Source organism: Aquimarina callyspongiae (genome assembly GCF_034322225.1).
Classification (GTDB): domain Bacteria; phylum Bacteroidota; class Bacteroidia; order Flavobacteriales; family Flavobacteriaceae; genus Aquimarina.
This window is the reverse complement of sequence record NZ_JAXLPA010000003.1, coordinates 565,017-579,479: the sequence shown is the minus strand read 5'-3', so window position 1 is coordinate 579,479 and position 14,463 is coordinate 565,017. Positions and strand designations below refer to the sequence as shown.

General features: G+C 31.1%; 14 protein-coding genes. 8 read left to right on the top strand and 6 right to left on the bottom strand.

Annotated features, from left to right (window positions below):
• Window position 1: 1 nt before the first annotated feature.
• The 4 genes from U0D62_RS14795 to U0D62_RS14780 all read left to right on the top strand — a co-directional run bounded on the left by U0D62_RS14795 (window position 2) and on the right by U0D62_RS14780 (window position 6,504).
• A complete protein-coding gene (locus U0D62_RS14795; RefSeq protein WP_322288082.1) occupies window positions 2-1,438 on the top strand; it encodes an MBOAT family O-acyltransferase in 1,437 nt (478 codons plus the stop codon).
• Between the two features lies 1 nt (window position 1,439).
• Window positions 1,440-2,399: a hypothetical protein gene (locus U0D62_RS14790; protein ID WP_322288081.1), complete on the top strand. Its 960-nt coding sequence runs from the start codon at window positions 1,440-1,442 to the stop codon at window positions 2,397-2,399.
• A 433-nt stretch (window positions 2,400-2,832) separates the two neighbouring features.
• A complete protein-coding gene (locus U0D62_RS14785; protein ID WP_322288080.1) occupies window positions 2,833-3,996 on the top strand; it encodes a sugar transferase in 1,164 nt (387 codons plus the stop codon).
• A gap of 144 nt (window positions 3,997-4,140) precedes the next feature.
• Window positions 4,141-6,504: a GumC family protein gene (locus tag U0D62_RS14780; RefSeq protein ID WP_322288079.1), complete on the top strand. Its 2,364-nt coding sequence runs from the start codon at window positions 4,141-4,143 to the stop codon at window positions 6,502-6,504.
• 67 nt (window positions 6,505-6,571) lie between these two features.
• On the opposite strand, the gene U0D62_RS14775 is transcribed toward U0D62_RS14780, so the two are convergent.
• The 4 genes from U0D62_RS14775 to U0D62_RS14760 all read right to left on the bottom strand — a co-directional run bounded on the left by U0D62_RS14775 (window position 6,572) and on the right by U0D62_RS14760 (window position 10,387).
• Complete coding sequence (locus U0D62_RS14775; RefSeq protein WP_322288078.1) at window positions 6,572-7,546, bottom strand: DKNYY domain-containing protein; 975 nt, start codon at window positions 7,544-7,546, stop codon at window positions 6,572-6,574.
• A gap of 16 nt (window positions 7,547-7,562) precedes the next feature.
• Window positions 7,563-7,973, bottom strand: a complete 411-nt coding sequence (locus U0D62_RS14770) for a hypothetical protein (RefSeq protein WP_322288077.1) — start codon at window positions 7,971-7,973, stop codon at window positions 7,563-7,565.
• Between the two features lie 68 nt (window positions 7,974-8,041).
• Window positions 8,042-9,361, bottom strand: coding sequence for a WG repeat-containing protein (locus tag U0D62_RS14765; protein WP_322288076.1), 1,320 nt, complete (start codon window positions 9,359-9,361; stop codon window positions 8,042-8,044).
• Between the two features lie 210 nt (window positions 9,362-9,571).
• A complete protein-coding gene (locus U0D62_RS14760; protein ID WP_322288075.1) occupies window positions 9,572-10,387 on the bottom strand; it encodes a mechanosensitive ion channel family protein in 816 nt (271 codons plus the stop codon).
• A 218-nt stretch (window positions 10,388-10,605) separates the two neighbouring features.
• Between U0D62_RS14760 and U0D62_RS14755 the strand changes: the two genes are divergently transcribed.
• The 4 genes from U0D62_RS14755 (at window position 10,606) to U0D62_RS14740 (ending at window position 13,619) form a co-directional block, all read left to right on the top strand.
• Entirely contained in the window at window positions 10,606-11,190 is a 585-nt protein-coding gene (locus U0D62_RS14755) for a HupE/UreJ family protein (protein WP_322288074.1), read from the top strand.
• An 86-nt stretch (window positions 11,191-11,276) separates the two neighbouring features.
• Window positions 11,277-11,708, top strand: coding sequence for a deoxycytidylate deaminase (locus tag U0D62_RS14750; protein WP_322288073.1), 432 nt, complete (start codon window positions 11,277-11,279; stop codon window positions 11,706-11,708).
• Window positions 11,708-13,291 (top strand): S41 family peptidase, encoded by a 1,584-nt coding sequence (locus U0D62_RS14745; RefSeq protein WP_322288072.1) that lies wholly within the window; start codon window positions 11,708-11,710, stop codon window positions 13,289-13,291. The genes U0D62_RS14750 and U0D62_RS14745 overlap by 1 nt, the downstream gene beginning before the upstream one ends.
• 22 nt (window positions 13,292-13,313) lie before the next feature.
• Complete coding sequence (locus U0D62_RS14740; protein WP_322288071.1) at window positions 13,314-13,619, top strand: hypothetical protein; 306 nt, start codon at window positions 13,314-13,316, stop codon at window positions 13,617-13,619.
• Between the two features lie 40 nt (window positions 13,620-13,659).
• Here the strand turns inward: U0D62_RS14740 and U0D62_RS14735 are convergent, their stop codons facing one another.
• Both U0D62_RS14735 and U0D62_RS14730 read right to left on the bottom strand, forming a co-directional pair.
• Window positions 13,660-13,860 carry a hypothetical protein gene (locus U0D62_RS14735; protein ID WP_322288070.1) on the bottom strand — a complete coding sequence of 67 codons (201 nt, stop codon included), beginning with the start codon at window positions 13,858-13,860 and terminating at the stop codon, window positions 13,660-13,662.
• Window positions 13,857-14,435, bottom strand: a complete 579-nt coding sequence (locus U0D62_RS14730; protein ID WP_322288069.1) for a MarC family protein — start codon at window positions 14,433-14,435, stop codon at window positions 13,857-13,859. Before U0D62_RS14730 ends, U0D62_RS14735 begins: the two co-directional genes overlap by 4 nt.
• Window positions 14,436-14,463 lie beyond the last annotated feature (28 nt).

The following is a 14,463-nucleotide window of genomic DNA, read 5'->3' as shown; positions in this document are numbered from 1 at the left end:
TATGCTATTCAATTCCCTGGATTTTGCCATTTTCTTACCTATAGTATTTTTACTGTACTGGTTTGTTTTTAATAAAAACTTGAAAATACAGAACCTCTTGATCGTGGTGGCGAGTTATATTTTTTATGGCTGGTGGGATTGGCGATTTTTATCTTTGATTTTGTTTAGTAGTATCGTGGATTTTTCTGTTGGATTGTCTTTAAAAAGAACAAAAATATCCTCAAAAAGAAAAATGCTACTTTGGACCAGTATTCTTGTGAATCTGGGATTCTTAGGCTTTTTTAAATATTATAATTTTTTCTTAGACAACTTTGTCACGGCCTTTACATTTTTTGGATTTGAAATTCAAGGCAATTCATTAAACATCATTCTTCCAGTTGGAATAAGTTTTTATACATTCCAAACCCTAAGTTATACTATTGATATTTATAGAAACAAACTAGAGCCTACTCGTGATTTTATTGTTTTTTCTTCATTTGTTGCTTTCTTTCCTCAGCTGGTTGCTGGTCCAATAGAAAGAGCTACTAACTTGTTGCCTCAGTTTTATAAAAAACGAGTATTTAAATATGAAGATGCAACCGATGGTTTACGACAGATTTTATGGGGATTGTTTAAGAAAGTTGTTATTGCTGATACTTGTGCGGGATATGCAAATACTATATTTAATGATTCAGATATGTTTGGAGGAAGCACTTTATTAATTGGCGCCCTCTTTTTTACATTTCAGATTTATGGTGATTTCTCCGGGTATTCAGATATCGCAATAGGAACCTCTAGATTATTTGGTTTTTCATTAAATCGCAATTTTGCATTCCCATATTTTTCAAGAGATATTGCCGAGTTTTGGCGAAGATGGCACATATCATTATCCACCTGGTTTCGTGATTATCTGTACATACCTCTTGGAGGAAGTAGAGGAGGAACCGGTATGAAAATAAGAAATACCTTTATCATTTTTATTGTGAGTGGATTTTGGCATGGTGCTAATTGGACGTTTATAATTTGGGGAGCTTTAAATGCTTTGTATTTTTTACCATTACTGTTATCTGGCAATAATCGAAATAATTTAGAAATAGTTGCATTTGATAAAACTTTTCCATCGATAAAAGAGATTGGTCAGATTTTGTTAACCTTTGGTTTGACAATAGTAGCCTGGATTTTTTTTAGAGCTGAAAATGTAACGCAAGCAATCCAAATACTTTCAGAGGTCTTTTCATCTTCTTTATTAGAATATCCAGAGATTTTTCCTAAAAAAATATTGTTGTTGGTTTTTGTGTTTCTACTTATTGAATGGATGGGTAGAAGAAATGAATTTGCAATAGCCTCAATTAACTATAAATTACCTACCCCGTTGAGGTGGTCAACATATTTAAGTTTAATAGGAATGATTTTGTACTTCTCAGGACAAAATCATCAATTTATATACTTCCAGTTTTAAGATGAAAAAGTTTCTATTAAAAATATTAATATTTCTAAGCATTCTTACTGGAGTTGTATTGTTGTTATTTTTTTTAGAAGGTGATCGTTTAAAAACTAATGAGTACATGGCTGCTCTCACAGATAAGCATAAGAGAATAGAAAATATAAAAAAACCTAAAATCATACTTGCAGGAGGATCAAACTTAGTGTTTGGTGTTGATAGTGAAACTATCGAAAGAGAATTAGAAACTCCAATAGTTAATTTGGGATTACTTGCCAAACTAGGATTGAAATTTATACTTAATGAATTAAAAGATGTGGCGAGAGAAGGAGACCTTATTGTATTATCAATAGAACATGATATGACTATTCAAGGAAACCTAGAACTACAAAAGATGACATCGTATTATAATTCTTTTGCTCATAAATATTATCGCAATCAGGATGAATTAGAATTCGGTAAATATGTAATAGAAATAGAAAATTGCCATTTACTTTTTAAAAAAACCATATCGTCTCTTATAGATAAAGTAAAAGAAGATCCGGCTTATATGAGAAGTGGTCTTAATAAATATGGGGACGGAGTGTATCATCTTGATATACCTTCATCAAATGTGCTGGGTAGTAAGTCCATTATCAAAGCCAATAAAGATGAAGAAATTGAATTACTAAATGAGTTTCATCTTTTTGCCAAAGAAAAAGGGATAAATGTTGTATTTTCTTATGGAGCATATGAGATAAGAGAGTATGAAAAAAATAAGGTTGCTCTACATAAAGTAGACTTGTCTATGAGAGAAAACCTTACCCTAGAAATGATCATGGATTTAGAAGGTTTTGTCTATCCTACTTCTTATTTTTTTGACAGTGTTTATCATTTAAATAAGAAGGGTAGAATTGAGCATACAAAAAACCTGATTTTTGGACTTAAAAATAGCAATGTATTCAAACAGATTCAGCTTGCAAAAACTTCACTTAAATAAGCTGATTTTTACTCACTTTTTATCTCTTTTGATGTTCACCTACAATTTTTACTGAAAAACCATATTTATCGCAATGAAAACTACTATTTATGTGTTTTTGTCTATTAAAATGTGTTTTTAATCGGTTTTTATTGAAAAATTAACAAATTTGAATAAGTTTTTTACTTCAAATGTTTACGTTTTAACAATTTTTACTAAAAATTCCCTTAAATATTACAAGTAAAAGACTCTATTTCAGATATTTACATTAAAAACATTGCGGAAAAACCGTCGTGCAAACAGCGTATTAATTCCTATATTTAAAATAGTTAACCTAAAAGAATTATTATGCTAACAGATCTACTAAACAGAGATAGAGAAAATATGCTCTATTTCTTTCGAGAAATTTATTCGTTTTCTACCCTTTTTTGTCCCTTGAATTTATCCAGTAAAGATGATCAGTAAGGAGAGAGGTATCGAAATCTATTCTACTAAGAATAGACCGGCCAAAATCCTTACTGATTTAAACTATTTTGATACTACACTACCTTCTAAATTAAGGGCTAAAAGTAAGGTTGCGATAAGAAAGATAATTACCCGAAAACTGGGTAATGATGTATGTGATTTTATAACAAATCATTTACAAGGATTTGAGTTAAATGAGGTTTTATTATTTGACTCTCATAATAAAGAAGAAATTAATAATCGTACTAAAAAAAGATATCGTTCTATTGTTAATTTAAGCGATGCTAATGATTACAGAAGAATTAATAAATTCTTTGAATCTGTAAACAAAAAATTACCTGAGAAAGGAATTTTTATAAACAGTTTTGTTCCTTATGAACAAAGAAAGAAAAGCTTTTTCAAAAAATTTCCAAAGCCATTGAATCATATTCTTTATTTAGGAGATTTTATAGTACATAGGGTATTTCCTAAGCTTAATTTTACCAAAAAACTATACTTTTCTCTTACTAGAGGAAAAGGGAGAGTTTTAACAAAAACAGAAGTTTTTGGAAGATTGTATTCTTGTGGATTCGATCTGATAAAAGAAAAAATGATTGGGGATAAATTGTATTTTGTTGCGCAAAAAACAGGAATTCCTACTTATGATACCAACCCTACTTATGGACCTTTGATTAGTCTGAAAAGAGTAGGTAAGAATGGAAAACCTATTGATGTATATAAGTTTAGAACGATGCATCCATATTCTGAGTATCTACAGAAGTATGTATTTGAAAAAAATAACTTGAGAAAAGGAGGAAAGATAAAGAATGATTTCAGGATTTCTAATGTGGGTAAGATGTTTAGAAAATATTGGATAGACGAGCTCCCGATGATTATTAATCTTTTAAGAGGAGATCTCAAGTTAGTTGGAGGAAGACCTTTGAGTAATCATTATTTTAGTCTTTACTCTCAAGAATTACAAGAAAAAAGAGTAAAATTCAAACCTGGTCTGATTCCTCCATTTTATGCGGATATGCCTGATACTCTGGATGATATTATGAAATCAGAAATGAAATATCTCGAGGCTTATGAAACGGCTCCTTTAATGACTGATATTTCATACTTATACAAAATTTTCAAAAACATCATTTTTAGAGGAAAAAGAAGTTTTTAAGATTAAATTGATTGATACTTTTTATTACGTAAGTAGCAGCTATTATCTGTGAACATGATAAAATTGGAATTTTCCCCGTCATGTTCGCAGATATTAGTTAAATTTATAGATATTAATCAATACTTAAAAAGAGCGATTCGTTAAATGAACTACGAAATAGATGAGGACTCTGAGAATTTATTTGTAAAAGAATTATTAGAGAGATACATTTCCAATTGGAAACTTTTTGTCATTGCCTTTGCCATAAGTTTTGTGGTGGGTTTCTTCTATTTACGATACACTCCAAAGCTCTATAGAGTCACGTCTACTATACTTATTAGATCAGAAAAAAATGGAATCAAATCAGAACTTGCTGCTTTTGAAGATCTTACTATTTTTAAAAATGAAACGAAGGAAGTAGAAAATGAAATAGAAATAATTAAATCCAGGCCTCTTCTAGAAAATGTGGTCAAAAACCTGGAACTCAATGTACAATACTTTAGTAAGACTCGGTACTCAAAGAGACTGGTAGAGTTCTCAGAAAATATCCCAATTAAAGTAGAATTTCTTGATGATTCTTTTTATCAGCAAGGAATCAGTTTAATAGTAAATATTCTTTCACAAAAAGAATATGCTATAATAGATTCTGAAAATAATATTATTGCAAAAGGAGAATTTGGGACTTGTTTATATACTCCTCAAGGTGATATTAATATTAACCCTAACTTTAATGTTATTGGGCAATATTTGGGTAGTAATGTACATGTCCAGGTAACTCCTCTTATTTATGCAGTTGAGAGATATAAATCATCAATAAGTATTGGACTCACCAATCAAAATACAAGTGTGGTTACGCTTACCATGACCACTATTGCCAAAGAAAGAGCAGTAAATATCCTTAACAACCTTATAGAAGAGTACAATAAGGATATTATAAATGATAAGAATCAGATATCATCTAATACAGCAACATTTATCCAGGAGCGACTTGATATCATTAATGAAGAACTCGAAAATCTCGAGAAAAATTTAGAATCTTTTAAAACTGATAATAAACTTACTGATCTTACCTCAGAAGGGTATATTATGTTGGAAAAAGCCTCTGAAACAGAACGGTATTTGACAGAAACCTATATACAAATGGGGTTGACCGATTTTTTACTGGATTATATGCAAAAAACTAAAAATGAGTTACTTCCTGTAAATCTCGGATTTAGTGATCTTACAGCGGTCGAATCTATTAATAAATATAATGAGATTGCCCTGCAAAGAAATAGACTGATAAAAATCAGTGGAGAACAAAACCCTCTTATTGTAAATTTTAATCAAAAGTTGGCAGATTTAAGACTTAGTATCCAGCAGAGTTTAAAAAATCTTAAAAAGACATTAGAATTAAAACTAAAAGAGTTTGAAAAACGAGAGGCTAGTATAACAGCTGGATTATCTACCATTCCAGAGAAAAAAAGAAAGTTACGAGATATAAAACGCCAACAACAGATTAAAGAAACCTTATTTCTCTATTTACTCGAAAAAAGAGAAGAAGCCGCTATCTCTCTTGCTGCAACAGTTTCAAACGTCAAAGTGATAGAAAAAGCATATGCTACGTTAGGGCCTATAAAACCCAAAAAGAATATCGTCTTTCTTACAGGTTTATTGGTTTCTATTATTGTCCCGATAGTAATAGTGTTTTTTAAGGATTTATTAGATACTAAGATCAGAGATGTAAAAGATTTAAAAAAGAAGTTAAAGCTACCATTAATTGGTAGTATTCCTAAGTCAGATAATAAGGAACTTGTAACACCATCAGCCGATAGATCGATCCTGGCAGAATCTTTTAGGTTGATGGAAACCAACCTTGATTTTTTACTTTCTCATTCAAAGAAAAAAGGGAAGACAGTTTTAATAACATCGAGTGTTAAAGGTGAGGGTAAATCGTTTGCAGCTAGTAATCTTGGAGTGACTCTTGGTCGTTCCGGAAAAAAGGTGGCGTTACTTGATATGGATTTGCGTTCTGCCCAGTTGAAGGAAAGAATGGAGATAGATACCCAAAAAGGAATTACGAATTTCATAAAAAATGAAGAGCTAACTATTGAAGATGTCTTTTCTAATATGGAAGGATTTAAAAACCTGGATGTTTTTACTTCGGGTCCTAAACCTCCAAATCCTGCAGAATTGCTTAAACACCCACGAATTGATGATTTATTTGAACAACTAAAGAAAAAATATGATTTTATACTTATAGATACTCCACCGATTACCGTAGTTGCAGATACACTTTTACTAAGCTCTTACACGCATTTATGTATCTATGTAGTTCGTCAAAAATATTCTGATAAAAGATTGCTGGATATACCCAAAACCTTAGTACAAGAAAAAAGATTTTCCTCATTGGCAATTTTGTTTAATGATATCGATTTTTCAAAAGGGTACGGATATGGTTATGGATACGAATATGGTTATGGATATGGAGAAAGAAGAAAATCAAGTTTGTTTAGAAAAATTATACGTGGTTACTTTGGAAGGAAATAATAGTAATTAGATACTTTCAGATTATTCTAAATGTTGCTTTAATTTTTATGAACGATACTAACGAATATTATTTTTTTACTATTTCACCCTGTAGAAAAGTGTTGTTTTTATCTTTATATCTATATACTTTTTCTGAATAATGAAAAGTTTCCGGATCAGCCTCTTTAATCAGAACTCCTGTAAAATAAACGTGATTTTTATCCTTGGCGTGTTCTTCATCAATAATTGTAAAGCTGCTTATATCAATATCTTTAATTTCAAAGCCTTTATAAAATACTTTATCATTTACCTTAAGATGTGTTTTGTTATACGCAGTCACATTTTCAAAATCTGAATACGGAATTATTTGTAATTTTTTTTCGCCTCTATTTCTTACGTATTCTGCAAAATAATAGATGTTTGTTTTATCATATGCATAATAATCATCGAGCTTTTTAAAACTATTTTGATCAACTTCAAATGATTTAAATAATTGATAAGTATGATAATATGCTTGACTTTTATCTAGATGAAAAGATTTGTTTATTTGTTTAAAAGTAGAGTAGTCTACATTAATCATTTTATAGTCAAAAAAGTAATTTTTATCATCTTTAGAAAAGTACTGATTTAGTTGCGTAAAGGTTATGGGGTTTGCACCTTTAATAATGGTCGCTTTTGATTTAAATTTCCCTTCTACTACTTCTCGCTCAAATATGTAAGCGTTGTTTTTATCAAAACCAATATGCCACATCCAAGCTACTTCTTTTGTATTAAAACTTTGGATATCTATGCCTGTATTCTGAGCAGCCTGACCGAGGTAATAAATATTGTCATTGTCTTTACCAAATTTATTGCTTAAAACCTTAAAACTTGCAATGTCGACCTGTAGATTAGTAGCCTCTAATTCAAACCAATTTCCATTTGGACTATAGATAATATCCGTTTTTGAGTTGTTATAAAAGTGGCTATTAGAAATTTTTTCATCTACAGGACTTCCTAAAGGACTACAGGCTTGAATTAACCAAATAAAGGGAGCGAATAGAAATTTGAAGATTTTTTTCATAGCTAAGAGGTATAATCTATTTAATTGTAAAAGTAAATTCATTAGAATCGGTAAGTCCGTTGATAGCGTGATTACCAATAAACTGAATGGTATACAGTCCTTTTTTATCTATTAGATAACTCTGGTTAATTTTAAAAGTGCAAGCAGTGGATTTTCCCGGGTTTAGTTTGGTATAATTTTTATCCTCTGGAGGAAGCCTTTTTTTTAATATCCCTTGATAATCTAATTGTTTTCCATCTCTTTTTACTTTAAAGATTTCGTTTGCAATGCCTTCAAAAGGAGTATGGTAGTCACAAAATCTGACAGTTGTATCGCTTATGTTTTTTACTGTAAATGAAAATACTATAGATTCATTTAGTTCAAATATGTTTCCTTTACTTATGAGAGTAACATCAAATTTTTCAAATGATTTGTTTTCGTTTTGCATTGCACTAGATGTTTAAAAGTTTATTTAAAGAAGTTGATATTATTATTATTATTATTCAAGTTATCAGATTACATAAAATATTCGGTACCATCATAAGTGATATAACCACACTGAAAATCTGAATTTTTTACAAACGCTAACCCACCTTCAAATCTATGTGCCAGAATATATTTAGGTGGTACAATTTCTTTTCCATCAGCATCGATAAAACCAAAGTTAAAGACACCAGAAATGCTACCTGTAGCTTCAATGTCTTCGATAGTATTATTGAAATTTAAATTAGGATCCAATCTTGAAACCAGAGAAAGATTTTCACAAAATGGGTCTATTGTGCAATATTTGGGTGTCACTATCTCTTCGCCTTTATAATTAGCATATCCTAATAAAGCTCCTTTTTTGATAGGAATCCTTTTTCGTTCTATCGTATGTAAAACTTGTCCCATTGCTTTAGGAAGATCATATTGAATAGGAAGCAAGAAAGTTCCATCTGGTTTTATAAGACCCCATTTTTCATCTTTTACTACGTGCATAAGACATTCTTCATCTGGTCCAAACATTCGAATGTAAGAATCACTTACTTTTTGTCCTTGTTTATCAATAAAGTAAATAAATTCATCCTCAAAAATGGCACAAATACCATTATTAAAATCTAACGCGTATTGAAACTGAAAATCTATAACTACTTCTCCTTTTTCATTGATAAATCCATATAATCCATTCTTTTGAGCGGCACTAACCCCATCCCTTAATTCACCTAACTCAGAGAATTGAGGAGCAACAATCCATTCACCGTTTTGATCGATTGCGCCCCAATTTTCATCTTTTTTGCAAGCAGCTTGACCATTAGAAAAACCTCTGGTTTCATCAAATTTGGCTTCAATGAGTAATGCTCCTGTTTTTGATAGAAGTCCCCATTTATTGTTATGAATAAAAGGCCAATTTTCATTTTCTATTGATTTTATTGCATCATATTCAGGGGATAATAATTCTTTTCCTTCTTCTGTAATTAATCCCCATTTATTATTTCTTTTGAAAGGAGCTATTCCATCAGAGAATTCTTTAATATCTTCGATACTATTAATAACCTCTTTTGGAATTTTTGGATAAAAATTGGTTGAAACAGGAGTTCTCCATCCTTTATCATATGCTTCATCTATTACCATTTCTCCATCATCATAAGTAATAGGGAGTAGCGTTTCATCAGTAGAAGAAATCAAACCATATTTATCTTCAATTCTTACTAATGCCACATTATCTATAAATGGATAGGTTTGATCATATTTTAATGGGATGATAATGTTTTTTTCGCGATCAGAAAACCCCCATTTATCCCCTTTCCTAAAAGGGATAAGTTGAGGGAAATATTGAGGTTGTTCGTGAGTTTTCATAATATGTAATGCTTTTGGTATGGGATTACATAAATATATAATTTTTTGAATCATTAGAACAAGTCTTACTATGTGACTTGATTATAAAGATCTCTTATTCATAGAATAGAAATTGATAGAGCAATGGTTTTTAAACAGATTTAATTACAAAAGAAAAACCCTCTTAAAAGAGTTATTTTAAGAGGGTTTGTGCTTTTGTTGAAATAATATTTATTTCACATTATGAATATGTACATCCCTTTGAGGATATGGGATAGAGATTCCGGCTTTGTCTAAGGCATTTTTAGAATCCTCAAGCGCTTCAAAATATACATCCCAATAGTCAGCAACGTTAGCAAAAGGTCTTACAACAATATTTATAGCATTATCACCAAGCTCGCTTACTGCAACAGTAGGTGCCGGGTCCTTTAATACTTTTGGATTGTTTGTAAGTACATCCATGATCGTGTCTTTGGCTTTTTTGATGTCATCACCATATCCGATACCTATATTTAGATCTACTCTTAATGTTCCAAGAGTAGTGTAATTAATAATATTACCATTGGATAAAGTGCCGTTAGGAATAATAGCTTCTTTATTTTCTGGGGTGGATAATTTTGTTGTAAAAATTTCTATTTCATTAACTACTCCTAAGACACCTTGAGCTTCTATAAGATCTCCAATTTTAAAGGGTTTGAAAATCATGATCAATACTCCTCCTGCAAAATTTGCCAAAGATCCTTGTAAAGCCAAACCAACTGCTAGACCTGCTGCAGCAAGTATTGCCGCAAAAGAAGTGGTTTCAACACCAACAGTTCCTAAAACCGCTAGAATCAAGAGGATTTTTAATAACCAGCCTAATAAATTGACAAGAAATTTTTGGAGACTTTCGTCATATTTTCTGGCGATCATTAGTTTTGAAACGCCTTTCATTAATTTTTTTATAACCCAGGATCCTATGATCCAGATCAAAATCGCCCCGATTACTTTTGGGCCAAAATCAGCAATGAATTCTAGACCTTTGTCTAGCCATTTTTGAATATCCATAACAAGTTTTTTAATTAGTGATTTCTGTAAACCTAAAATTAAGCTTTGCTATTAAATAATTATCTGATTAGACTCTAAAAATTAATTAAAATTCGATGAATGACAATATTGTTCTTTAAAGATGTAATACCTTAAAATTTTGATAAGAATTTTAAGGTGATTTCTTCATTCTTCGATTTAATTGTACATTAGTCCCAACCTCAAAATTTTAAAAGATTATGTCATTGTTTTGGACTAATGCCGAACTGGGCTTTGATCACGTGTTGGATTGGCAAGCTTATGATCACATTTTATTTTTAATTGTACTGATTGCAGCATATAATTTTGATAATTGGAAACGAATAATATTACTCGTTACCTTATTTACAATTGGTCATACCATTTCCTTAGTATTGGGAGCATATAAATTACTTCCGATATCTGGTAGTACTGCAGAATTCTTAATCCCGATAACAATTTTAATAGCTGCTCTTTTTAATATATTTACCGCGAATAAGGTATCAAGTCATGGACGGTATAGAATTTTATACGGAACTACATTATTATTTGGACTAATTCATGGAGTAGGATTTTCTAATTATTTTAATATTATAAGTGGTAATTTAGGATCTAAAATTTTTCAATTAACCGGTTTTGTAATTGGGATAGAGATTGCTCAAATTATTATAGTGATAATTGTTCTTCTTTTAGGGTTTATTGGTCAGACATTTTTAAGATTCTCAAAAAGGGATTGGATCTTGGTGGTTTCTTCAATTGTTATTGGAATGGTGATTCCTATGATCATCGAAAATAAAATTTGGTAATTTATTGTCAATTAGGGTTGTATTTGACACATTGACATAATATATTCGTATTTTGATAAGTATCAATTTTTCAGATGTTATGATCTATGCCAAAACAAAAACAACGTAAGTATGATAAAGCGTATCTAAGGATCGCTAGAGAATGGGGGAAGCTATCTCATTGTGAAAGAAAGAAAGTTGGTGCGGTTATTGTTAAAGATAGAATGATAATCTCTGATGGATTTAACGGAACACCAACTGGTTTTGAAAATCATTGTGAAGATGAAGAGGGATACACAAAGTGGTATGTGTTGCATGCTGAGGCCAATGCAATTTCAAAAGTTGCATCTTCTACTCAGTCGTGCAAAGGGGCTACATTATATATCACATTATCGCCTTGTAAAGAGTGTAGTAAACTCATTCATCAAGCAGGAATAAAAAGAATAGTTTATCAAACAGGATATAAAGATAACTCGGGGCTACAATTTTTAGAAAAAGCAGGAGTAGAGATAGAACAGATTAAAGATTTAGACGATTAATGGGTTATTCAAAGAAATACTTGCCTTTATTTATTGGTTTAGCAATGGGAGCTGGAGTTTTCTTAGGTAGTAAACTTGATTTCAGCAATCCATCAGCTAAGCTATTTTCTTCTAATGCCAAAAAAGAAAAGTTAAACAGGCTTATTGATTATATTGATTATGAATATGTAGATGAGATCAATACAGATAGTATTGTTGATGTAACTGTTAATAGAATTCTAGAGAATTTGGACCCACATTCTGTATATATTCCTCCAGAAGAATTAGAAGGGATTACAGAAAGTATGCAAGGAGATTTTATTGGTATAGGAGTTAGCTATTATCCATACCGGGATACGATTTCGGTAATCAATACGATTAAAGGAGGACCTAGCGAGCGTTCTGGCATCAAAGCCGGTGATAGGATTTTAATGGCAGATAATGATACTCTTTACGGAGAAGGGTTGATAAGGGATGGATTAGCTAATAAGCTAAAAGGAGAATTAAATAGCCAGGTACAGCTAAAAGTATATAGAAAAGGAACAGGGGTTTTTGAAGTCCTTGTAAAAAGAGGACGAGTTCCATTAAGGAGTGTTGATGCCGCATATATGCTTAATGAAAGACTTGGGTATGTGAAAATTAATCGATTTGCAGAAACAACATATAAAGAGTTTAAAAGAGCTGCAGACTCATTACATGATTTAGGTGCAGAAGATTTGGTAATAGATCTTAGGGATAATGGAGGAGGCTTTATTGCGCCAGCATTAAAAATGGCAGATGAATTTCTGAAAGATGATACCTTAATAATGTTTACTAAAAATAAAAAAGGCGCTATTGAGAATAATTATGCGACCAATAAAGGTGATTTTGAAAATAATAATGTGTATGTGTTAATCAATGAAAACTCAGCGTCAGCTAGTGAAATTTTTGCCGGTGCAATACAAGATAATGATAGAGGAGTTATAGTGGGTAGAAGATCTTATGGAAAAGGATTAGTTCAAAGAGAAATGGCACTTGGAGATGGTAGTGCTATAAGATTGACTATATCTAGATATTATACTCCGACAGGAAGATCTATCCAGAAACCTTATGAGAATGGAAATAAAGAATACTTTAATGAGTATTTAGAACGTTATAAGAACGGAGAATTGCAAAATGCAGATAGCATTCAGGTGGCAGATTCTTTAAAGTTTAGAACCCCAAAGGGTAAAATAGTGTATGGTGGTGGAGGAATAATACCGGATATGTTTGTTAGTAAAGATACTACCAGAGTGGGAGAGACGTTAAATTATTTATTACGCTCAGGACGAATGGGAGGATATATCTTTGAAGAACTTGATAAAAAAAGAGTTTTTTATAATGGCCTTTCTGAAGATGAATTTAAGGAAGAAGTCAATATTAGTTCAGATTTTGCAGAAGATTTTATGAAATATATACGAAGAAGAGGAGTAGAAATTGAATTAAGAAACTATCAGGAACAATTAAAAAAATATTTAAAAGCAACTATGGCACAACAACTTTTTGGCACAGGAGCTTTTGAGAAAATTATAAATGATGATGATAAAATGATTAAAAAAGTTTTGTCACTATCGCAGCAAAAATAGAACACTTTTAGAGCCCCAAAAAATGATAGAATTAAAAGAATACCTAATTACGATTGCGATCTGCTCCCCCGTCTTCCTTTTCATAATAGGGGTAATTTTTAGATTACTTGATAATAGTGCTTCTATTTTTCTTAATCACGAGATCTTAGTGGATTCTTCATATGTATCAGGTGACTTGATAAAAGAACATATTAATGATTCTAAAGATCCTAAATTAAAAAGATCACTTAAAAGAGCATTACTATTTAGAAGGTTGCATAACTTTTTTATGATTTTGATGGTAATATCATTACCGCCAGTAATCATAGCACTTTTTATAGTGTTTTAAATCAAAAGAATGTTAGGGTAATTATTTGAAAGAAAGGGGTTTATTGTCCTTTGCTTTTCTCTTTAATTATTCTAGAAACCAATAAAATCAAAAGTAGAACCACTACACAAGCAGAAGCAAAAACACCAATTAGAGCTGTAGCACTATCACCTTGTAAAAGGTTATTAAAATCTAGCTTAGTAGTGTTATAGATAATTAGCCCAACGGCTACAAGAATAAGGATGTAAATAAAATATTTCATATAAAAAGCCCTTTAATATTAGCGGCAAATAATTTTACGGCGATAGCCAACAAGATCACACCAAAGATTTTTCTAATAACATTTATTCCCTGCTTCCCTATTACTTTTTCAATTCTTCCAGAAGATTTTAAAACAATATATACAAAAATAATGTTTATGAGTATTGCAATAACAATGTTTATTGGGTGATATTCTGCTCGTAATGATAGTATAGAGGTCATAGTTCCGGCTCCGGCAATTAAAGGAAAAGCAAGGGGTACTACAGCTGCAGTTTCAGGTTCTTCGTCTTTGTATAATTGAATTCCAAGAATCATTTCTAATGCTAAAAAGAAAATGATAAAAGCACCGGCAACTGCAAACGAATTGACATCAATACCGATAAGATTTAAGATTTCTTTTCCTACAAACAAGAAAACAATCATAAGTATCGCAGCAACTATAGAAGCTTTTTCACTCTGGATATGTCCTACTTTTTTACGAAGATCGATAATGATTGGAATGCTTCCTATGATATCAATCACGGCAAAAAGAACCATACTTGCAGTAAGAATTTGTTTAAAGTCAAAATTCCACATAGATCAAGGTTTTTAAATTAACAACAAA